This window comes from Bradyrhizobium sp. RD5-C2 (genome assembly GCF_019972155.1).
Taxonomy (GTDB): domain Bacteria; phylum Pseudomonadota; class Alphaproteobacteria; order Rhizobiales; family Xanthobacteraceae; genus Bradyrhizobium.
The window spans coordinates 58988-80309 of the sequence record NZ_BOVL01000018.1 but is presented as its reverse complement, the minus strand read 5'-3'; the positions used below and the strand labels follow the sequence as shown (position 1 = coordinate 80309).

At 65.3% G+C, this 21322-nt stretch carries 15 protein-coding genes; 12 read left to right on the top strand and 3 right to left on the bottom strand.

Annotated features, from left to right (window positions below; translation table 11 throughout):
* Positions 1-35: 35 nt before the first annotated feature.
* Positions 36-572, top strand: coding sequence for a homoprotocatechuate degradation operon regulator HpaR (gene hpaR, locus BraRD5C2_RS20865; RefSeq protein WP_223970935.1), 537 nt, complete (start codon positions 36-38; stop codon positions 570-572).
* 25 nt (positions 573-597) lie between these two features.
* Here the strand turns inward: hpaR and BraRD5C2_RS20860 are convergent, their stop codons facing one another.
* Entirely contained in the window at positions 598-1593 is a 996-nt protein-coding gene (locus tag BraRD5C2_RS20860) for a GntR family transcriptional regulator (RefSeq protein WP_223970934.1), read from the bottom strand.
* A gap of 289 nt (positions 1594-1882) precedes the next feature.
* On the opposite strand from BraRD5C2_RS20860, the gene BraRD5C2_RS20855 reads away from it, so the two are divergent.
* From BraRD5C2_RS20855 to BraRD5C2_RS20805, 11 genes are all read left to right on the top strand, one after another.
* The gene (locus tag BraRD5C2_RS20855) at positions 1883-3028 is read left to right on the top strand and encodes an ABC transporter substrate-binding protein (RefSeq protein ID WP_223970932.1); all 1146 of its coding nucleotides are present in this window, start codon (positions 1883-1885) and stop codon (positions 3026-3028) included.
* Between the two features lie 72 nt (positions 3029-3100).
* Positions 3101-3976, top strand: a complete 876-nt coding sequence (locus tag BraRD5C2_RS20850; protein ID WP_029082157.1) for a branched-chain amino acid ABC transporter permease — start codon at positions 3101-3103, stop codon at positions 3974-3976.
* Positions 3973-5745, top strand: coding sequence for a branched-chain amino acid ABC transporter ATP-binding protein/permease (locus BraRD5C2_RS20845; protein WP_223970930.1), 1773 nt, complete (start codon positions 3973-3975; stop codon positions 5743-5745). The genes BraRD5C2_RS20850 and BraRD5C2_RS20845 overlap by 4 nt, the downstream gene beginning before the upstream one ends.
* Positions 5745-6473, top strand: a complete 729-nt coding sequence (locus BraRD5C2_RS20840) for an ABC transporter ATP-binding protein (RefSeq protein WP_223970928.1) — start codon at positions 5745-5747, stop codon at positions 6471-6473. Before BraRD5C2_RS20845 ends, BraRD5C2_RS20840 begins: the two co-directional genes overlap by 1 nt.
* Before the next feature lie 19 nt (positions 6474-6492).
* Positions 6493-7578, top strand: coding sequence for a malate/lactate/ureidoglycolate dehydrogenase (locus tag BraRD5C2_RS20835; protein ID WP_223970926.1), 1086 nt, complete (start codon positions 6493-6495; stop codon positions 7576-7578).
* Positions 7579-7617: 39 nt separating this feature from the next.
* Positions 7618-8394, top strand: a complete 777-nt coding sequence (locus BraRD5C2_RS20830; protein ID WP_092125098.1) for an HpcH/HpaI aldolase family protein — start codon at positions 7618-7620, stop codon at positions 8392-8394.
* A 187-nt stretch (positions 8395-8581) separates the two neighbouring features.
* A complete protein-coding gene (locus BraRD5C2_RS20825; protein ID WP_223970924.1) occupies positions 8582-10105 on the top strand; it encodes a UxaA family hydrolase in 1524 nt (507 codons plus the stop codon).
* 157 nt (positions 10106-10262) lie between these two features.
* Positions 10263-10760 (top strand): GDSL-type esterase/lipase family protein, encoded by a 498-nt coding sequence (locus BraRD5C2_RS20820; RefSeq protein WP_223970921.1) that lies wholly within the window; start codon positions 10263-10265, stop codon positions 10758-10760.
* Between the two features lie 100 nt (positions 10761-10860).
* Positions 10861-14127, top strand: a complete 3267-nt coding sequence (locus BraRD5C2_RS20815; protein ID WP_223970917.1) for a transglutaminase family protein — start codon at positions 10861-10863, stop codon at positions 14125-14127.
* Between the two features lie 20 nt (positions 14128-14147).
* Positions 14148-16679: a circularly permuted type 2 ATP-grasp protein gene (locus BraRD5C2_RS20810; protein WP_223970915.1), complete on the top strand. Its 2532-nt coding sequence runs from the start codon at positions 14148-14150 to the stop codon at positions 16677-16679.
* Positions 16676-17554 carry a transglutaminase family protein gene (locus tag BraRD5C2_RS20805; RefSeq protein ID WP_223970912.1) on the top strand — a complete coding sequence of 293 codons (879 nt, stop codon included), beginning with the start codon at positions 16676-16678 and terminating at the stop codon, positions 17552-17554. Before BraRD5C2_RS20810 ends, BraRD5C2_RS20805 begins: the two co-directional genes overlap by 4 nt.
* Positions 17555-17598: 44 nt before the next feature.
* Here the strand turns inward: BraRD5C2_RS20805 and BraRD5C2_RS20800 are convergent, their stop codons facing one another.
* Positions 17599-19101: a sensor domain-containing diguanylate cyclase gene (locus BraRD5C2_RS20800; RefSeq protein WP_223970909.1), complete on the bottom strand. Its 1503-nt coding sequence runs from the start codon at positions 19099-19101 to the stop codon at positions 17599-17601.
* Positions 19102-19272: 171 nt separating this feature from the next.
* Positions 19273-20979, bottom strand: coding sequence for a methyl-accepting chemotaxis protein (locus BraRD5C2_RS20795; RefSeq protein ID WP_223970906.1), 1707 nt, complete (start codon positions 20977-20979; stop codon positions 19273-19275).
* Between the last annotated feature and the right edge of the window lie 343 nt (positions 20980-21322).

Here is a 21322-nt window from a genome sequence, read left to right as displayed (position 1 = left end):
GTTGCAACGCAAAATTTCGTTGCTGTGGATTGAGCATGGCACGCAAGAAATCATTGGATGAGGTCAGGCCGGGGCAGGGCGACGATGCATCGTCGCGACGGGCCCCGATGCGGGAGTTCTCACGCTCGCTGCCGATGTCGCTGCTCCGTGCGCGTGAGGCGGTGATGCGGCAGTTCCGTCCGTCGCTACGCAATCACGGGCTGACCGAGCAGCAGTGGCGGATCCTGCGCGCGCTCACCGCGGTCGACGAGATCGAGGTCACCGAGCTCGCCCGCGTCGCGTTTCTGCTCGGCCCGAGCCTGTCGCGAATCCTGCGCGATCTCGAGGCGCGCGCGTTGATCGAGCGCAAGGCGGCGGAGAACGACGCCCGGCGCGCGGTGGTTTCGATCTCCGCCAAGGGGTTGAAGCTGATCGAGGCGGTGGCGCCGACGTCGGAGGCGATCTACGCCGAGATCACACGGCGGTATGGCGCGCGCAGGCTTGCCGAGTTGCACGAAATGCTGGGCGTGCTGGAGGCGAGCCTCGCCGGAATGGGCTCGGCCGATGGCGCCGAGGTCGAGGCCGAGGAGTAGCAGCGACGACGCGCGGCAATGCCGCTCAGGCCATGTAGGGCACGCGCGAGATCACGTTGATGGCGCGGAATTCGGCAATCCAGCCGGCGACCTTGGAGTGGGACCACTCGATATGGCGACGCAAGGTCGCGGCGGCCGCCTCGCCGTCGCGCGCGCGCAGGGCTTCGAAGATCACCAGATGCTCGTCCATGAAGGAATCGATCTGCGGCGCGGTCAGCGCGACCTGGATGTGCTTGCCGATCACGAAGGCGCAGTGGGTGCGCTTGAGCGCTTCGATCATCTCGCGATTGGTGCCGTAACCCAGGCAGCGGATATGGAGATCGCCCTCGATCTCGTCGAGTTCGCCGACGCCGACGCGGTCGCGGTACTCAATCCCCTCGCGCAGCCGCTCCGCCATCCGGTCAAGCAGTGCGGCAGGAATCCTCGCCGCAGCGGATTTGAGCAGCAGCGGCTCGAGGGTTGCGCGCACCTCGAAGATGTCGCGGAGGCGCTCCTCGTCGAGCGGCACGACATACCAGTGCGCCTTGGCGCCTTTCTCCAGGATTCCGATCGCCTGCGCCCGTAGCAGCAAATTGCGCGCAACCGTGCGCCCCACACGGAAGTGTCGTGCCAATGCGAGCTCGCTGACGCGGAAGCGCCCGAACAGCGACCGGTAGATGATCTCGCGTTCGAGCTTGTAATAGAGCGCATCCCAGGCGTCGCTGCGCACCGCCTCGACGGGGCCGTCGGTCAGCCCGAACATTTCCGGCGTGATCGGGACGCGCCGCGGGTCGACCTTGCGCTTGCCTGCGATGACGCCGCGGCCGTCGAACCGGCGCACCAGGCCGATGTGCTCGAGCTGTTCGAAGGCCTGCCGCACCGGCGAGCGGCTGGAGCCGAACAAGGTCGCGATCGCCGATTCGGAGAGAACCGTACCGGGTGGCACGTCGCCAGTCCGGATGTGCTTCGCCAATGCGCTCTTGATCAGCGCATAGGCCGGCTGTTTCCGTCTGGTCTGCGATTTCGCTCTTGGAATCGACATCGATGACTGCCCGCCGGTCACACTATCACGTGATCCCGTCATGGTCGCTGGTAGCAGGCATTTACGCACCGTTGCCAGCGAACTTTTGGCTATTGCGTGCAATGTGCAATCATGTTTAGCTGCGTCAAACGCCAGATTGATGGCCGCCGTTGCGCGTCTTGTGCGCTGCAGCGGCGCTCACATTTGTTCGCCGCGCCGTTCGATGGCTGCGGATAGGGCAACCGATCGACGCGTCAGCTCGTTTCAACGCAGCCGACATGCAAGTTCGGCGCACCAAAGGGAGGATTGAATGAAACTGACGAGGCGTGAGTTTTCCGCCGGCTTGGCGGCAGGTCTCGCTGCTCCCGCGCTGATGCGCAGCGCTTGGGCGCAGGGAGCGACCATCAAGATCGGCATGTGCGTGCCGGTGACTGGACCCGCGGCGGAGCAGGGCCTGTGGGCCCAGAACGGCGCCAAGCTGGCGCTGGCCGCGGTCAACAAGGCCGGCGGCGTGCTCGGCAAGCAGGTCGAACTCGTCATCGAGGATGACCAGACCACCAATCCGGGCATCGTGCTGGCGTTCTCCAAGCTTGCCGCGCAATCCGACATCGTTGCCTTCCTCGGCTCGATCCGCTCGACCCAGGTGCAGGCGATGGCGCCCGACGTGATCAAGGTCGGCAAGCCCGTGATGATCGGCGGCACCAATCCCGATCTCACGCATTCCGGAAATCCCTGGCTGTTCCGCTTCCGCCCGAATGACAATTACTCCGGCCGCGTGATCGCCGATTTCGGCGTCAACACGCTCGGCAAGAAGAAGTGGGCGATCGTGCATTCCACCGACGCCTTCGGCACCGCGGGCGGCAAGGCGCTCACTGAGGCGCTGACCAAGCTCGGTGCGCCGCCGGTGCTCGATCAGGGGTATGCCAACCAGAGCCAGGATTTCACCCCGGTCGTGCTGGCCGTGAAGCAGTCCGGCGCCGACGTGCTCGGCACCTACTTCACCTTCGAGAACGACCTCGGCATCTTTGCCCGGCAGTTGCGTCAGCTCGGCGTCAACATCCCCTGGGTCGGCTCGCCCTCGGTGGTGGCCGTCTCCTCGACCAAGCTCGCCGGTCCGGCGCTGTTCGGCACCTATGGGGTCGCCGACTTCGCCGAGGACTCGAGCGATACCGCGAAGGCGTTCGGCAAGTCCTATCGCGATGCCTACAAGACCGCGCCCGACAACCAGAGCGCCTGGCCGTATGATGCGATCACCATCCTGTCGGCGGCGATCAACAAGGCTGGCTCGACCGATCCGACCAAGATCCGCGACGCCATCCTGGCGACGCAGAAGTTCGCCGGCGCTGAAGGCGAGTATAATTTCGACAAGAACGGCGACGGTCTGCACGGCTACAACGTCGTGAAGAACGACAAGGGCAAGATCGTCTACGACAAGCACATCGACTTCAACGATTGATCGCGGCTCGGCCTCGCCGGCGAAACCGGCGAGGCCGATCTTCTGCGCACACTGTTCGGATCGAGCGCCGTCATGGATCTGGTCTTACAACTGCTGTTCACCGGCATCGGCATCGGCGCGGTCTACGCGCTGGTGGCGCTCGGCTTCGTGCTGATCTTCCGCGCCACCAACGTGGTGAACTTCGCGCAGGGCGAATTCTCGATGGTCGCCGCCTATCTGATGGTGGTGTTCTCGGTCGATCTCGGCTGGCCTTACTGGCTGTCGTTCCTGATCGCGCTCGCCGGCATGGCGCTGTTCGGCGTCATCTTCAATCTCGGCGTCTACTATCCGCTGCGCCACCGCACCTATCTGCCTGTCATCATCGCCACCATCGGCGCCTCGATATTGTTGTCGAACTCGGTGCTGGCGATCTACGGTCCGCAACCGCAGGTGCTGCAGGGCTGGTTCGATACGCCCGGCATCCAGCTCGGCCCGGTCTATCTCGACAGCCAGTATCTGCTGATCATCGGCGTCACGATCCTCCTGGTGCTGTTCAATTTCTGGTTCTTCGAGAAGACGCTGCTCGGCAAAAAGCTGCAGGCGACCTCGCAGGACAAGGAGATGGCCTCGCTGCTCGGCATTTCCGTCTCCACCATGATCATGATCACCTTCATCTACTCTGCCGTGCTCGGCGGTCTCGCCGGCATCCTGGTGGCCCCGGTGCTGTTCGTCTCGATCCAGATGGGCTCGACGATTGCGCTGAAGGCGTTTGCCGCGACCATCATCGGCGGCTTCGGCGACGTTGCCGGCGCCATCGTCGGCGGCCTCGCGCTCGGCGTCATCGAGACGTTCGGCGCCGCCTATATTTCGGTGCCGTACAAGGACGGCTTTGCCTTCCTGGTGCTGATCGCTTTCCTGGTGTTCCGGCCGCAGGGCATCTTCGGCGAACGCGTCGCGGAGAAAGCATGAGCGCCAGCGACAACATGATTCCGGCGCCCGCCGTGCGCTCGAAGCCGCTGATCATCCGCCATCTGCCGTATTTCATCGGCGCGGCCGCGCTAGTGGCGCTCGCCGCCGGCATGCAGTTCGACGGCTACATCCTCAACATCCTGCTGCAAGCCACGACCTTCTCGATCGCGGTGTTCGGTTTGTCGGTCGTGCTCGGCCTGTGCGGCCAGATCAACCTGGCGCAGGCGGCGTTCTTCGGCTTCGGTGCCTATGCCGTCGGCCTCGGCACTGCCGACCTGCATCTGAACTTCTGGCTCTGTCTGGTCGGCGCCTGCGCGATCACGCTGGTCGCCGGCGCGTTTCTGGGCATGTCGACGCTGCGGCTCGGCGGGCACTACCTCGCGATGGTGACGATCTCGTTCCAGCAGATCGTGACGCTGGTAATGATCAACGCCATCGGCGTGACCCACGGCCCGGACGGCGTCGCCAACATTCGCCGGCCCGAGCTGTTCCAGTCCTCGCAAAGCTATCTCGCTTTCTGCGTCGCGATGCTCGCGATCGTCGGTTATCTCGTTTGGCACCTGCCCGACACCAAGCTTGGCCGCGCCATGCGTGCCGTGCGCGACAATGAGCTCGCGGCCGGCGTCAACGGCATCGACGTGTTCCGCACCAAAGTCTACGCCTTCGCGGTGTGCGCGGTGCTCGGCGGCCTCGCGGGCGGCCTGTTCGCCGGCGGCTTTGCCTATGTCAGTCCCGACCAGTTCTCATTTGCGGAATCGATTCAGTTCCTGACCATGTCGCTGCTCGGCGGCGTGGCCTCGCCGATCGGCTCGGCTATCGGCACCGGGCTCTTGATCCTGATCCCGGAATGGCTGCGCTTCCTCAAGAGCGTGCCCGGTCTTTACCTCGCAATCTACGGCCTGTCGGTGATCCTGATCATCCGCTTCATGCCGGACGGCATCTGGGGCTTCGTGTCCGACGCGTTCACACGCTGGCGCGCGCGCACCAATGCCCCGCCTGTTGCCGGCGCGCTCCTGCTCAAGCCAGCGACCACTGGCGGCGACATCGTGCTCGAAGTCACCGGGCTCTCGAAGCATTTCGGCGGCCTCAAGGCGGTCGACGGCGTCGACATCGCGGTGAAGCGCGGCAGCGTGCATGCGCTGATCGGACCCAATGGCTCCGGCAAGACCACGACGCTGAATGTGCTGTCCGGTCTCTACAAGGCGACCGCGGGCAAGATCGTGCTCGACGGCACCGACATCACCAGTATGGCACCGCACCAGCGCACCGCAGCGGGTCTCGGACGCACCTTCCAGAACATCCGCCTGTTCCGCTCGATGACGGCGCTGGAGAATGTCGAGATCGGCGCCGAGCGCCCCGGCAACACCATGATCGGGAAGGGCGACGACGCGCTGACCGAGCGGGCGATGGAGGCGCTGACCTTCGTCGGCCTCGGCAACCGCGCCAACGAGTTGATCTCGAGCTTCTCTTACGGCCACCAGCGCCTGATCGAGATCGCCCGCGCATTGGCGTCGAACCCGACGCTGCTGCTACTCGACGAACCGGCCGCCGGCCTCAACTCCACCGAGAAGCTCGAGCTGCATGAGCTGCTCAAGCGCATCGCAGCGCAAGGCCTCACCATCCTGATCATCGATCACGACATGACGCTGGTCTCGGAAGCCGCCCAGCACATCACCGTGCTGAACTTCGGACGCCGTATCGCCGACGGCGAGTCCATGGCGGTGCTGCGTCATCCCGACGTCGTCTCCGCCTATCTCGGGAGCGAATGATGCCGCTGCTCGAAATCCGCAATCTCGTGGTCCGCTACGGCGAGATCGAGGCACTGCGCGGCGTCACCATCGCCGTGGAACAGGGCCAGGTCGTCACGTTGCTCGGTGCCAATGGCGCCGGCAAGTCGACCACGCTGCGCGCAATCTCAGGCCTCGCCAAACCCGCCTCCGGCGACATCCTGTTCGACGGTCACTCGATCGCAGGCCTTGGGCCGGAAGCGATCGTGCGGCTCGGCATCTCGCATGTGCCGGAAGGCCGCCGCGTCTTCCCGGGCCTCACCGTGAAAGAGAACATCATGCTCGGCGCCTCGAACCGGAAGGTCGGGGCGTCGCAGATCTCGCGCGAGGCCGACGCGATGTTCGACCTGTTCCCCGACATCCGCGCCTTCTCCAACGCGCTCGGCTGGACGCTGTCCGGTGGCCAGCTGCAGATGGTCGCGGTGGCGCGCGGCCTGATGGCCAAGCCGCGGCTGTTGCTGCTCGACGAGCCGTCGCTCGGGCTCGCGCCCGTCATCGTGCAGGCGGTGTTCCGCATCATTTCGCAGATCAGGAAAGACACCACGGTCTTGCTCGTCGAGCAAAATGCGCGCATGGGACTTTCGGTCGCCGATCACGGCTTCGTCCTGGAAACCGGGCGGATCGTGCTGGGCGGCAAGCCCGACGAATTGTGGGGCAATGAAGCCATCGCCGCGGCCTATCTCGGTGGTCACGCCAAATCCCACGCCTAATCAAGCGAGCTATCCGTTCATGGTCACCATCAAGGTCGATAACCTCATCAACTTCGTGTCCGAGGTGTTTTCCCATTCGGAGTCCTCTCCGGAAGAGGCGAAGCGCATCGCGACCTACCTGACGACCGCGAACCTCACCGGGCACGACAGCCACGGCGTGATCCGCGTGCCTGTTTATGTCAGGTGGAAGAAGATGGGCTCGATCGTGCCGAACCAGACCCCCGAGGTTGTGGTCGACACGCCGTCGCTCGCGGTGGTCGACGGCAAGTTCGGATATGGCCAGACCGTCACGCCTGTTGCAGTGAGGCTCGGCATCGAGAAGTGCAAGAAGGCGGGGCTTGCCGCGGTCGCACTGCGCAACTCCGGCCATCTCGGCCGCGTCGGCGACTGGGCGGAAATGGCCGCCGCCGAAGGGCTTGTGTCTGTCCATTTCGTAACCGCGGCGGGCTCGCTCTTGGTCGCGCCTTACGGCGGCGTCGAGAAGCGTCTGTCCACCGCGCCGTATTGCGTCGGCATTCCGCGCCAGGGCCAGGATCCGATTGTGCTCGATTTCGCGACCTCCGTCGTCGCCGAGGGCAAGTGCCTGGTTGCCAGCCGCGGCGGCAAGAAGCTGCCGACAGGTGCGCTGGTCGATGCCGACGGCACGCTGAGCGAGGATCCGCAGGTGCTGTATGGCCCGTACACGCCCGACGGACCGCGCGACCACACCAAGGGAACCGGCGCAATCCGCGCCTTCGGCGATCACAAGGGTTCGGGCCTTGCCTTCATCTGCGAGCTGCTCGGCGGCGCGCTGACCGGCACCGGCGCGACGTCGTCGGACCGTCGTTTCGCCAATGGCATGATGGCGTTCTACATCGACCCCAAAGTGATCGACACCAGCAATTTCTTCGACGATGAAATCACCCGCTACACCGATTTCATCCGCGCCACCAAGCCGATTGCGGGCACGGAGTCCGTGCTGGTTCCGGGCGATCCCGAGCGGAAAACCCGCGCCGATCGCACCAGGAATGGCATCCCCTTGCCTGACGACACCTGGGCGGCGATAGTGAATACCGCGCGCGAAGTCGGCGTCAGCGAAGTTTCTATCCAGCGGGCGACCAGCTGAGGCTCGTCCCCCAATAAACCGCAAAGGGAAACGCGATCAATGGCAAACAAGGTCAAGCAAGTCTGGGCATCGGGCAAGGCGGTGGTGAACGCGTGGCTCGCGATCCCCTCCGGGTTCTCGGCCGAAGTGATCGCGCAATGCGGCTTCGACAGCGTCACCGTCGACATGCAGCATGGCGTGCAGGATTATCAGTCGATGGTGCAGTGCTTCCAGTCGATGCATGCCCATCCGGTGACACCGATGGTCCGCGTGCCGTGGAATGAGCCCGGCATCATCGGCAAGGTGCTGGATGGCGGCGCCTATGGCGTGATCTGCCCGATGGTCAACACGCCGCAGGAAGCCAAGAACCTGGTTTCCTACGCCAAGTATCCGCCGAAGGGCGTGCGCTCCAACGGCCCGATCCGCGCCGGCATGTACGGCTCGGCCGGCACCTATCAGCAGACTGCCAACGACGAGATCGTGCTGCTGCCGATGATGGAAACCAAGACCGCTGTCGAGAACATGGAAGCGATCCTTGATGTCGAGGGCATCGACGGCGTCTATATCGGTCCGTCCGATCTCGGCTTCTCCTACGGTCTGGTGCCGAAGCTCGATCGCGACGAGCCCGAGATCCTCAAGATCTACGAGAAGATCATCAAGGAGTGCGGCAAGCGCGGCCTCAATCCGGGCATCCACTGCTCCGGCGCCGAGGGCGCGGTGCGCGCGATCAACATGGGTTTCAAGCTCGTGACGCTCTCGAACGAGGTTGGTCTGATGCAGGTCTACGCCAGGATGCAGGTCAACCAGACCCGCGAGAAGTCCGGCGGCAAGGCGTAAATCTATCCTCGCCCTCTCCCTGCTCTTCGCGGGGAGAGGGTTGGGGTGAGGGGCTTCTATCCGGCGAGCACCATCGTTGTGAGTGACATCGTGCTTCGCCCCTCACCCGAATTCTCGCTGTGCGAGAATTCGACCTCTCCCCGTAAAAGCCGGGGAGAGGTGAAGATAAAGACAAAGGAGAACTCCCATGGCCTCGGCACAAGTGATCCGCCTGCACGCCGACGACAGCGTCCTGATCGCGCGCGCGAGCCTGCCGCCGGGCTTGGAGGTTGCCGACGGCGTCACCACGGTCGACCGCATTCCGGCCGGCCACAAGGTCGCGATCAAGCCGATCGCGACAGGTGAGCCGATCCGGCGCTATGGCCAGATCATCGGCTTCGCGACCCAGCCGATTGCGCCCGGCCAGCACGTGCATACGCAGAACTGCGGTATGGGCGATTTCGCCAAGGACTATGCCTATGGCGTCGACGTCAAGCCGGTGCCGAACTTCGATCTGCCGGCGACCTTTGAGGGCATTCGCCGCGCCGACGGCCGCGTCGCGACGCGCAACTATATCGGCATCCTCACCTCGGTGAATTGCAGCGCCCATGTCGCTGGAATCGTCGCCGACATGTTCAAGAAGAATCCGTTCACCGGCGACAACCCGCTGGCCGATTTCCCGAATGTCGACGGCGTCGTCGCGCTGACCCACAAGACCGGCTGCGGCATGACCCAGGACGAACCGCTGGCGCTGCTTCGCCGCACGCTCGGCGGCTACGCGCGGCATGTCAATTTCTCCAACGTCATCGTGCTCGGCCTCGGCTGCGAGGTGAACCAGATCGGCGGCCTGATGCAGGAACAGAAGCTCGCCGGCCGCCTGCGCGCGATGGACATTCAGGAGGTCGGCGGCACGCGCAAGACGGTGGAAGCAGGCGTTGCCTTCGTGAAGGAAGCGCTCACCGACGCCAACAAGGTCAAGCGCGAGGCGGTGCCGGCGAGCGAACTCACCGTGGCGCTGCAATGCGGCGGCTCGGATGGTTATTCCGGCGTGTCGGCCAATCCGGCGCTCGGCGCGGCGAGCGACCTGCTGGTTCGCCACGGCGGCACCGTGATCCTCTCGGAGACGCCGGAGACCTACGGCGCCGAGCATCTGCTGACCCGTCGCGCCGTCAGCCGCGAGGTCGGCGAGAAGCTGGTCGGCCTGATGCGCTGGTGGGAGGAATACACCCAGCGCGAGGGCGCCGAGATGAACGCCAATCCGAGCCCCGGCAACAAGGCCGGCGGTCTCACCACCATCCTGGAGAAGTCGCTCGGCGCGATGGCCAAGGCCGGCAGCACCAACCTCGTCGACGTCCTGCACTACGCCGAGCCCGTCACCAAGAAGGGTTTTGTGTTCATGGACACGCCCGGCTACGACCCGGTCGCCGCGACCGGGCAGGTCGCCGGCGGCGCCAACCTGGTCTGCTTCACCACCGGCCGCGGCAGCGTGTTCGGCTGCAAGCCCGCGCCGTCGATCAAGCTCGCCACCAACACGCCGATGTACAAGCGGATGCAAGACGACATGGACGTCAATTGCGGTACCATCCTCGACGGCGAGGAGAGCGTGCAGGAATGCGGCCAGCGGATCTTCGACCTGATCCTCAAGACTGCCTCGGGCCAGCCGACCAAGAGCGAGAGCTTTGATTTCGGCGGCGCCGAGTTCGCGCCCTGGGTGCTTGGCGCGACGATGTAGCATTCGCGTAGCGCGGATGAAGCCAACGGGTCGCGCGAATGCGCGCCCGATGACAGGCTCCGCGAAATCCGGGACACTCGCCGCGGATAAACATCCCCGGATTGCGCTTCGCTCCATCCGGGCTACGGACCGGCGTTTCGATTTGAACGGAGGGAACATGCGCGTGCGCGGGTTGATTGGATGCCTCGCATTCCTAGCCGCTTTGAGTCTTGGTATCGGTTCGGCCGACGCCGCGACCATCGTGGCGTTTGGCGCGAGCAATACCTATGGCAAGGGTGTGGCGCGCAACCAGGCCTATCCCGCGCAGCTCGAAGCGATCTTGCGGGCGAAGGGTTTGAGCGTCCGGGTCGTGAATGCCGGCATCAATGGCGACACGACGGAAGGGATGCTGCAGCGCCTGGACCGCGCCGTCCCGAACGGGACCCGTGCGGTTATCTTGCAGCCGGGCGGCAATGATCGGCGCAAGGGCAGCCCCGACCGGACCGCGGATATCCAAAGTCGCCTCAGTGCCCGTGGCGTCGCGGTGATCATGCTTCCCAACGGGATGCTGCACGGACTGCCCCATCAGCCCGATGGTGTGCATTTGACCCCCGAGGGCTATCATATGCTCGCCGAGCAACTTGCGTCGCAGGTATCCGGCGCGATCGGCCGCTAGTCCCGTAGCCCGCCGCTTGGGCAATCGCTGCCCGTTGTTAGTGCTTGATCCATACCGGAACCAGTGTTCTGCTCAAAAAAGCTGCTGGAGTCCTCGGTCCGTGTCGATCTTCGTCGCACTGCATCACGTCACGCACTACAAATACGACCGGCCGATCGATCTCGGGCCTCAGACCATTCGGCTCCGGCCCGCGCCGCATACCCGCACGCCGATCCTGAGCTATTCGCTCAAGGTCACGCCATCAAATCACTTCGTGAACTGGCAGCAGGACCCGCAGGGCAATTGGCTGGCGCGCTACGTCTTTCCGGAGAAGACCACCGAGCTCAAGGTCGAGGTCGACTTCACCGCGCAGATGACGGTGGTTAATCCGTTCGACTTTTTCGTCGAGCCCTACGCAACGAGCTTTCCATTCGAATATCCCGGCGATCTCAACACCGAGCTCGCGCCTTATCTTGAGACCGACGAGCCCGGGCCGTTGCTCGCGGCTTATTTGAAGGACATTCCGCGCAAGGCCGACAGCACCGTCAATTTCCTTGTCGAGCTGAACGCGCAGCTGCAGAAGAAGATCGGCTACGTCGTCCGCATGGAGACCGGCGTGCAGACCGCGGAGGAGACGCTTGCCACGGGCTCCGGCTCCTGCCGTGACTCGGCGTGGCTCCTGATCCAGGCGCTGCGCCATCTCGGGCTCGCTGCGCGTTTCGTCTCCGGCTATCTCATCCAGGTCCGGCCGGATATCGATCCGCTCGAAGGGCCGCGTGAGGTCGAAAACGATTTCACCGATCTGCATGCCTGGGCGGAAGTCTATCTGCCGGGCGCGGGCTGGATCGGCTTCGACGTCACCTCGGGCATGCTGACGGGCGAGGGGCATATCCCGGTCTGCGCTACGCCGCATTACCGTTCGGCCACGCCGATATCAGGCACCGCCGGAGCTGCCAATGTCGAGTTCGGCTTCGAGATGAGCGTGACGCGCGTGCGCGAAGCGCCGCGCATCACCAAACCTTTCTCCGATGAATCCTGGGCGCGGCTCGACCAGGTCGGCGAGCTCGTCGATGCCGATCTTGAGGCGCACGACGTGCGGCTGACAATGGGCGGCGAGCCGACCTTCGTCTCGGTCGATGATCTGGAATCGCCGGAATGGAACGTCGCCGCGGTCGGTCCGACCAAGCGCGGGCTCGCCGACGAACTGATCCGCAAGCTGCGCACGCGCTTCGCGCCCGGCGGCCTGCTGCATTACGGCCAGGGCAAATGGTATCCCGGCGAGAGCCTGCCGCGCTGGGCGTTCGGCCTCTATTGGCGCAAGGACGGCAAGCCGATCTGGAAGAACGCCAACCTGATCGCTTCAGTCGAAAATCCGGGCAAGGCTGAGATCGCTGACGCGGAGCGCATCGCAATCGGCATCGCCGCGCGGCTTGGCTTGAAGGCTGATTACGTCATGCCGGCCTTTGAGGACACGGCGTTCTGGCTGGAGCGCGAGGCCGGCCTGCCGGCCAATGTCAGCCCCGCGAATTCCAAACTGACCGATCCGGAAGAGCGCGCGCGGATGGCGCGGGTGTTCGACGAAGGGCTGACCACGCCGAAGGGTTACGTGCTGCCGATCCAGCGCTGGAGCCCGCTGGGCGATCGCGTGCCGGCGCGTTGGCGCAGCGAGCGCTGGAAGATCCGGCGCAGCCATCTGTTCCTCTTCCCCGGCGATTCCCCGCTGGGCTTGCGGCTTCCGATCGGCTCGCTCGAGCACGTTCCGCCAGAGGATTTTCCGTATGTCATCGAGCAAGATCCGATGGCGCCACGCGATGCGATCGGGAAAATCGATCCGGAGCTGACGCGGGCGCTCAAGGACATTGAAGAGCCGCTGCCGGTGCGCACCGCGATGTCGATCGAGGTGCGCGACGGCGTGCTCTGCGCCTTCATGCCGCCGATCGAGAAGGTGGAGGACTATCTCGAGCTGATCGCCGCGATCGAGGCCGCGGCCGAACAGCTGCAGCTGCAAGTCCATGTCGAAGGCTACGCGCCGCCGTTCGATCCGCGGATCGAGGTGATCAAGGTGACGCCGGATCCCGGCGTGATCGAGATCAACGTGCAGCCCGCGCAAAGCTGGCGCGAGGCCGTCGACATCACTCTCGGCCTCTATGAGGACTCGGCAAAAACGCGCCTCGGGGCCAACCGTTTCCTGATCGACGGCCGCCACACCGGCACCGGCGGCGGCAACCACATCGTGGTCGGCGGCAGCAAGCCGGAGGATTCGCCGTTCCTGCGCCGGCCCGATCTGTTGAAGAGCCTGGTGCTCTATTGGCAGCGGCATCCGTCGCTGTCCTATCTGTTCTCCGGAATGTTCATCGGCCCGACCAGCCAGGCGCCGCGCATCGACGAGGCGCGGCATGATGGACTCTACGAACTGGAGATTGCGCTGTCGCATGTGCCGCCGCCGGGGATGGACGCGCCGCTGTGGCTGGTCGATCGCCTGTTCCGGCACATCCTGGTCGATATCACCGGCAACACCCATCGCGCCGAGATCTGCATCGACAAGCTCTATTCGCCCGACAGTCCGACCGGCCGGCTCGGCCTGGTCGAATTCCGTGCGCTCGAAATGCCGCCGGATCCGCGGATGTCGCTGGCACAGCAGCTCTTGATCCGGGCGCTGATCGCCAAGCTGTGGCGCGAGCCGCAGCAGGGCAAGTTCGTACGCTGGGGCACCGCGCTGCATGACCGCTTCATGCTGCCGCACTTCCTCTGGGAGGATTTCCTCGGCGTGCTCGCCGAACTTAAGCAGTTCGGCTACGACGTCGAGCCGGAATGGTATCAGGCCCAGCTCGAATTCCGCTTCCCCGCCTTCGGCCGCATCCATCACGGTGGCGTCGGCCTCGAGCTGCGGCAGGCGCTCGAGCCGTGGCATGTGCTGGGCGAGGAAGGCACCGCAGGCGGCACCGTGCGCTACGTCGATTCCTCGGTCGAGCGGTTGCAGGTGAAGGCGACGGGTTTCGTGGAGGGCCGCCACGTCATCACCTGTAACGGCAGGCGGATGCCGATGACCGAGACCGGCCGCGCCGGCGAGGCGGTTGCCGGCGTGCGCTTCAAGGCCTGGCAGCCGGCCTCCGGCCTGCATCCGACCATCCCCGTGCACGCGCCGCTGACGTTCGACCTGATCGATATCTGGAACAGCCGCTCGCTCGGCGGCTGCGTCTATCATGTCGCCCATCCCGGCGGCCGCAACTACGAGACCAAGCCGGTCAATTCCTACGAGGCCGAGGCGCGGCGGCTGGCGCGCTTCCAGGAGCACGGGCATACGCCCGGCAGGATAGAACCACCGCCAGAGGAACGCACAATTGAGTTTCCCTTGACCCTCGACTTGCGGACGCCGCTCCTGCAGTAATTGGGTGCAGGGGAAGTGCAATGACCGCATCGGGTGGCCAAGGAAGCAGTCAAGAGAGCAGGGCCCGTCCCGGCCAGCGCCGGATGGCGCAATGGACCCGCGACTATGTCCGGTTGCCCGGCATTCCCGATGAATACATTGCCGAGAACGGTGCGCCGCGGCCGGTCTGGGCCCGCTTCTTCGACGCCTTTGCCGGGCTGTCGCCGGCCGATATCGAGCGGCGCTTCGCCTCCGCCGACCGCCATCTGCGCGAGGCCGGCGTCACCTATCGCGCGCCCGGCGACACATCCGACCGGATCTGGCCGCTCAGCCACCTGCCGCTGATCATCGATGCGGCCGATTGGCGGCAGCTCGCTGCCGGCGTCGCGCAGCGTGCCCAGCTTTTGGAAATGGTGCTGGCCGATCTCTACGGCGACGGCCGTCTCGTTGCAGAGGGTGCGATTCCCGCCGCAGCGATCGCCGGCAGCAGCGAGTATCTGCGCGCGGTTAGCGGCATCAAGCCGCCCGGCGGCCGCTATCTGCATCTCTATGCCGCCGACATCGGCCGCGGGCCTGACGGCCGCTGGTGGGTGCTCGGCGACCGCACCCAGGCGCCGTCGGGCGCGGGCTATGCGCTGGAAAACCGCCTGGTGCTGTCGCGCGCCTTTTCCAACCTCTACAAGTCGATGAATGTCGAGCGCGTCGCGCCGTTCTTCGAGGCGTTCCGCGATTCACTCCGTGCCAGCGCCGATCGCGACGAGCCGCGGATTGGCCTGTTGACGCCGGGCGCGTTCAGCGAGACCTATTTCGAGCATGCCACGCTCGCGCGCTATCTCGGCTTCCTGCTGGTCGAGGGCGACGACCTCGCGGTCTCCGGCGACCGCATCCATATCCGCACCGTTGCCGGATTGAAGCGGCTCGACGTGCTGCTGCGTCGGGTCGATTCCAATATGCTCGATCCGCTCGAGCTCGACGCCTCCTCCTATCTCGGCGTGCCCGGGCTCGTCGAGGTGCTGCGCAAGAGCGGCGTCGTGGTCGCCAACATGCCGGGCTCGGGCGTGATGGAGGCGAGGGCGCTGCTGGGCTTCCTGCCCAATCTGTGCCGGCGTCTGCTCTCTGAAGACCTGATGATGCCGCACATCGCGACCTGGTGGTGCGGCCAGAAGTCCGCCCGCGAGCAGGTGCTGTCGCGGCTCGACGAATTCGCAATCGAAGGCGCTTATGGGCGTGGCGTTGCGGATTTTCCAGGCCATGGGCCGGTGCTGCCGGGCGAATTGTCGGCTGCGGACCGCGACCGCCTGAAGGATGCGATCAGCCATCGCGGCATCGACTACGTCGGACAGGAACTGGTGCGCCTGTCCACGACGCCGGTGTGGGAGGACGGCCGCATCGCGCCGCGTCCCTTTGTGCTGCGGGTATTCGCGGCGGCGACGCCGAACGGCTGGACCGTGCTGCCCGGTGGTTTCTGCCGGATTGCCGATCGCGCGGATGCGCGCGCGGTGTCGATGGGCGATGGCGCAGTGTCCGCTGACGTCTGGGTGGTCTCCGACAAGGCGGTTGCGACCTCGACCTTACTGCCGGCGGTCGACACCGTCCGCATCCGCCGCATTGCCGGCGTGCTGCCGAGCCGCGCGGCCGATAATCTGTTCTGGCTCGGCCGCTATCTCGAGCGCGCCGAGGCCACCATTCGGCTGATCCGCGCGCTGTGCACGCCGCTGCGCGATCCGGCGCGGGTGAATGCAACCAGCCCGACACCGGCGATGCATTCGGCCGAGCGCATCCAGCGCATGCTGGTCACCTGGGGCGCGGCGTCGCAGACGGCGCGCGCCAATCCCGCCAAGGTCGCGCTCGAAGCGTTGCAGAACGAGGAGAAGTTCGGCTCGGCGCTGTCGCTGGTGCGATCGGCGCAGCGCACGGCAACCTCGCTCCGTGAGCGGCTGTCGCCGGACGCCTGGCAGGTCATCACCGAGATGGCGGATCGCCTCGCGATCGAGGTTCACGACGATGACGGCGTCGTCAGCGCAGCCGAGCTGACCTTGCAGGAGCTCGCAAGCTTCGCCGGCCTCGCGCAGGAGAACATGAACCGCGCCGCCGGCTGGCGCTTCCTCGAGATGGGCCGCCGTGCCGAGCGCGCCATCAACACCACCCGCTTTGCCCGCCAGTTCGCCTATGACGAAGCCGGTGACGAGGATCTCGACGTCCTGCTGACGCTGGTCGACTGCCAGATCACCTACCGCTCGCGCTATCTGGTGCAGCCGCTGCTGACGCCGGTGCGCGATCTTGCCGTGCTCGACCCCTATAATCCGCGCTCGGTCGCATTCCAGGTCGCGGCGCTGAACGAACATATCGCCGCGCTGCCAAGCCTGAAGGAGCACGGCCTGATCGAGCGGCCGCAGCGGCTCGCGGTCGCGCTCGAGGCGATGTTGACGACGGCCGAAGCCGGTAGTCTCGACGTCAAGACGCTGTTTGCGCTGGAGCAGGACCTGCTCAACCTCGCCGACTCGGTCGGGCTGCATTATTTCCCGCACGGGCCGAACGCTAGCCGGCCGGAGAAGCTCACGGGGCTGGCGTGATCTACGACATCCGTCACGTCACGACCTACAGCTACGAGACCCAGGTCAGCTTCGCGCGCTGCTCGCTGCGGCTGGAGCCGATCACCGGCGACGGGCAGCAGCTGGTTTCCCATTCGGTCGAGATACGTCCCAAGCCCGCGGAGCGCACCGCGCGGCGCGACTTCTTCGGCACGCTGACCGAAAGCGTCCTGATCGAGACCGCGCATCGCAGTCTTCGGATCGATTCACGCTCGCGGGTCTCGGTGGTGCGGCAGCCGCCGCTCCGCGACGCCGCGAGCCCGTCTTGGGAGGACGTGCGCGACAGCGCATTCGAAGCGTTGAGCCTCGATGCAACCTCGCCCGTCGGCTACGTCTTCGCCAGCGGGCTGGTGCCGGTGCTGCGGCCGGTGACGGCCTACGCTTCCGCGAGTTTTTCGCCTGGCGGCGGCATCCTTGCCGGTGCAGCCGATTTCATGCGCCGCATCCGCAGTGACTTCAAATACGATCCCAAGGCGACTGTGATCTCGACGCCGCTTCGCGACGTGTTCGAAAAGCGCCACGGCGTCTGCCAGGATTTTGCCCATGTGATGATCGCCGGGCTTCGCGGCCTCGGTCTGCCGGCCGCCTATGTCAGCGGTTATCTGCGCACCATTCCGCCGCCGGGCCAGCCGCGGCTGCAGGGCGCGGACGCAACCCACGCCTGGGTGTCGGTCTGGTGCGGCAGCGAGCTCGGCTGGGTCGGGTTCGATCCGACCAACGATCTCATGGTCGCCAACGATCACATCATTCTCGCCATCGGCCGCGACTTCGCCGACGTCTCGCCGGTCGATGGCGTCATCGTCGGCGCGCGCAAGCAGAAGCTCAGCGTCGCCGTCGACGTGTTGCCGGTGGAGTGAGCCGTGGGGGGCGGGCGCGTTCGACCGCGCCGCCGCCATCTCGATCAGGCGACCTGCCGCTTGCCCGATTTATCCCACCCGATCGGGCTGACGATGATGCGGTCGCGGCCTTCATGCTTGGCTTGATAGAGCGCGAGGTCCGCGGCCTTGAGCAGATCGCGCGATGTGCGTTCGTGATCCGGGACGAGGCAAGACAATCCGATGCTGATGGTCGGCAACTCGTGCTCGGATTCGCGCGCAGCAGTCAGCTTCGCGCGAATCTGCTCGGCAACCTCCAATGCGCCAGCCTTGCCGATGCCGGGCAGCAGCACCGAAAACTCCTCGCCGCCATAGCGCGCGCCGAGATCGGTTGCGCGCTTGGTGCTGGCTGCGATGCAGCGTCCCACCGTGGCGAGCACAGCGTCGCCGGCTTGATGGCCGTAGGTGTCATTGAAGGTCTTGAAATGATCGACGTCGATCATCAGAAGCGATACCGGCGACTTTGCGCGCATGCCACGCCGCCATTCGACGTCAAGCGTATCGTCGAGGCGGCGGCGGTTGGCGAGGCCGGTCAGCGCATCGGTGTTCGCGAGGTGCGCGAGCCGGCCTTCCGCGGCGGCCCGCCGCTTGAGCGCAGCCAGCAGATAGAACATCAAAACGATCGAGAAGCCGCAGAGCGCCGCCACCACGCTTCCGATCAGCCAGAGCTGTTGCCACCAGTCGGCATAGATGCCGTCGAGCGCGAGGCCCTCGGCGATCAGCAGCGGATGGTGTCCGACCGCCTGAAAGACATAGAGCCGGCTGACGTGATCGACGAGCGATTTTGTCATGTAGGAGCCGGATTGCCGTGCCGGGAACTGCTTGAAGACCTGTGAGTCCCTGATGCTTTGCCCGATCTTGCCGATGTCGAACGGTGCCCGCATCAGCATGACGCCGTCGGTGTTGAACAACGCCATGCTGTCGCCGAGGCCGAAGCTCAGCTTACGAAACAGATTGTGGAAATAGCTGAGCCGCATGCTGCCTGCGACGACGCCGGCAAAGGACCCATCGTCATTGCTGATGCGGCGGCTCAGGCTGATCAGATATTCGCCGTCTGGAGTCACCCAGGGAGCGCTGATGAACAGTCCGCTGTCGGCTCGCGCCTGGTGCACCCGGAAGAAGTCCTGATCCGCGAAATTTGCGGTCCGCGGCGTCAACGTCCGGGAATCGAGCGTGACGTCTCCCGCCGTATTCAGCACGAGGATCGAGCCGAGATCCTTGGCGGTGGCGGCACGGTCGAACAGCACGACCTGGCGAAGCTCCGGGCTGATCTTGCCGAGCTCCGGCAGCCTGACGCCGTCGGCGACGGCCTGCAGCGACAGGTCATAGAGCTCGATGTTGCGATCGATCTCGCTGGCGATGGAGGCGACGAGGTTGGTCGCGCCTTCCTTGGCATGCTGATAGTCCTTGCCGGCCATCTCCCAGAGAATGGACGCGCAGATCGCCGAAAAGCACAAGACGAGACCGATCCCGAGCGCGAGGAGCCGTTTGGTCGGCACCGCCTTCGGCCTTGGCAACAGCCCGTTCATTGCTCGCTTCCACTTCCCCGCGCCCCCGCGCTCTGTCCGTTTCTATAGGGGCATCAAATTGAGAAAGGCGACCTCAACCACAGGCAATTTGCGCCCATGCGTTGCGATAGTCTTAACCATTCCGGATTGGTCGGAACCTGCTGCGGGACCCGGACAGACTGCCTGATCCGTTCAGGTTCCGGTCCGTCGCAGATCCTCAGCGGCGTCGCTGCGCAAGTTGCGGAAGAACTGCTCGACCTCGCGCGACAGCGTCTCGGCGGTTGCGGTCAGATCGTTCGATGCCGCGAGCACCGATTCCGCCGCCTTGCTGGTCTGGTCCATGTCGTCGCGGAGCGAGCCGACATTCGTCACCAGGGTTTCGTTGCCCTGGGCGGCCATCTGCGCGTTGGCGGAGATTTCGCGCGTGGCTGCATCCTGCTGGCTGATCGCACTTGCGATGTTGGCGGTGACGTTGCTGATCTCGCGCACCGCCTGGCCGATCTCGCGCACGGCGGCCACCGAGTTGCGGGTCGAAGCCTGGATCAGGCCGACATTCTCGCTGATCTCGGCGGTTGCCTTGGCGGTCTGCCCGGCCAGCGCCTTGACCTCGTGCGCAACGACCGCGAAGCCGCGGCCGGCATCGCCGGCGCGGGCGGCTTCGATGGTGGCGTTGAGCGCGAGCAGGTTGGTCTGCTCGGCGATCGCCTGGATCAGGTTCAGCACGCCGTCGATGCGCTGGGTGGTGGCGGCAAGGCTCTCGATCTCGGTGATCGACCGGTCGGTGCGTGCACCTGCCTGATCGACCGCCCCGGACGACTGCTTGACCTGGCGGCCGATCTCCTCGACCGAGGCGGAGAGCTCTTCGGCTGCACTCGCCACCGCAGAAACGTTGCTCGAGGCTTGTTCGGTCGCGCCTGCCGCCGCCACCGTCCGGCCGCTGGCGTCCGTCGCGACGGTCGCGATGGTCTGCGCGGTTTGACGCATCGTAGTGGCGTTGTCGTGCACCGCGCGGATCACCTCACCGATGGTGCCGCGGAACGTCTCGACGAAGCTTTCGATGTGCCGGCCGCGGGCATCGCGGGCCTGGGAGTCCTGCAAGACTTGCGCGTTCAGGCTGCGATTGCGGTCCATCGCCTCCTGGAAGACTCTGATGGCGCGTGCCAGTGCGCCGATTTCATCGCTGCGCCCGACATGCGGCACGTCGACATGGTCGGCGCCCTCGGCGACGTGCTTGATGGTCGTGGTGATCTGCGACAGTGGCCGCGCAACCGAGCGGGCGATGATCAGCACGCCGAGCACCACCACGATCAGGGCCGCCGCACCGAGCCCGGTCAGCAGCAGCGCCAGCTCGCGGTTGGTGTCGGTCTGCTGTGCCAGCTTCTTGCCGCGCTCGGCGTAGACCTTGGAAAGCGCCTCGAGGTCCTTGTTCAGTGCGGTGCGCACGTCGCGGTTGGCGTCGTTGTCGCCCCACTCGCGCCCGGCGGCTGCGCCGATTTCGATGCCGCGGCGGACCAGCTCTTTCCGGAACTCGACGAACTGCTCGATGCGCTGCTTGAACACCGTGAACTGCGCGGCGTCGTCGGCCTGCACCAGGGTTTCCCAGTTCTTCACCACGCCGAGGATGCGGTCGTTGAACGCCAGCAGCCCGGCGCCGTATTTCTTCACTGCCGTAGGGTCGGTCGACATGTAGACGCCGCGGGATTCCATCACCACCGCATAAACCAGCGAGTTGACCCGCTCGACATTGAGCGCGGCGCGGCTTGCGAGGTCGACGGCCTCGGTCAGCTCGGCATTGCGCCGCGCGTTGTAGTCGGACAGCACGGTGATGGCCGCGGTCAGCGCCGCAATCAGCGCAAACGTCGAGTACAGCCTAGCAGCAAGCGAGAATCGGGATGCCATTGGAGGCCGGGATGTGGAGATGGGGAATGTGGCGGGGGACGGCATTGCGGGCACTCCAAGAGGCCGGGGAGTACCTTCGGCCAATTAAAGCTTATGCAAAATCTTCATGGACAATCTCTTAACGCGTGCGTTCTGCGCCGCCGCAACCGTTAAAATCTCTAAATAATACCAATGTCTTATGAGCCGTTTCGCAGCGACGGGGTGGCGGCGGCTTGCCGCCGTGTTGAATGACGGACCGCCATCATCCTCATTCATCAACATCCCCTCGGCACACAGGGCGAAGCTGATGGCACGACTTTCGCAAAGAGGTGCTAGGTTACGCCGTCCCCAGCCTCGACGCGAA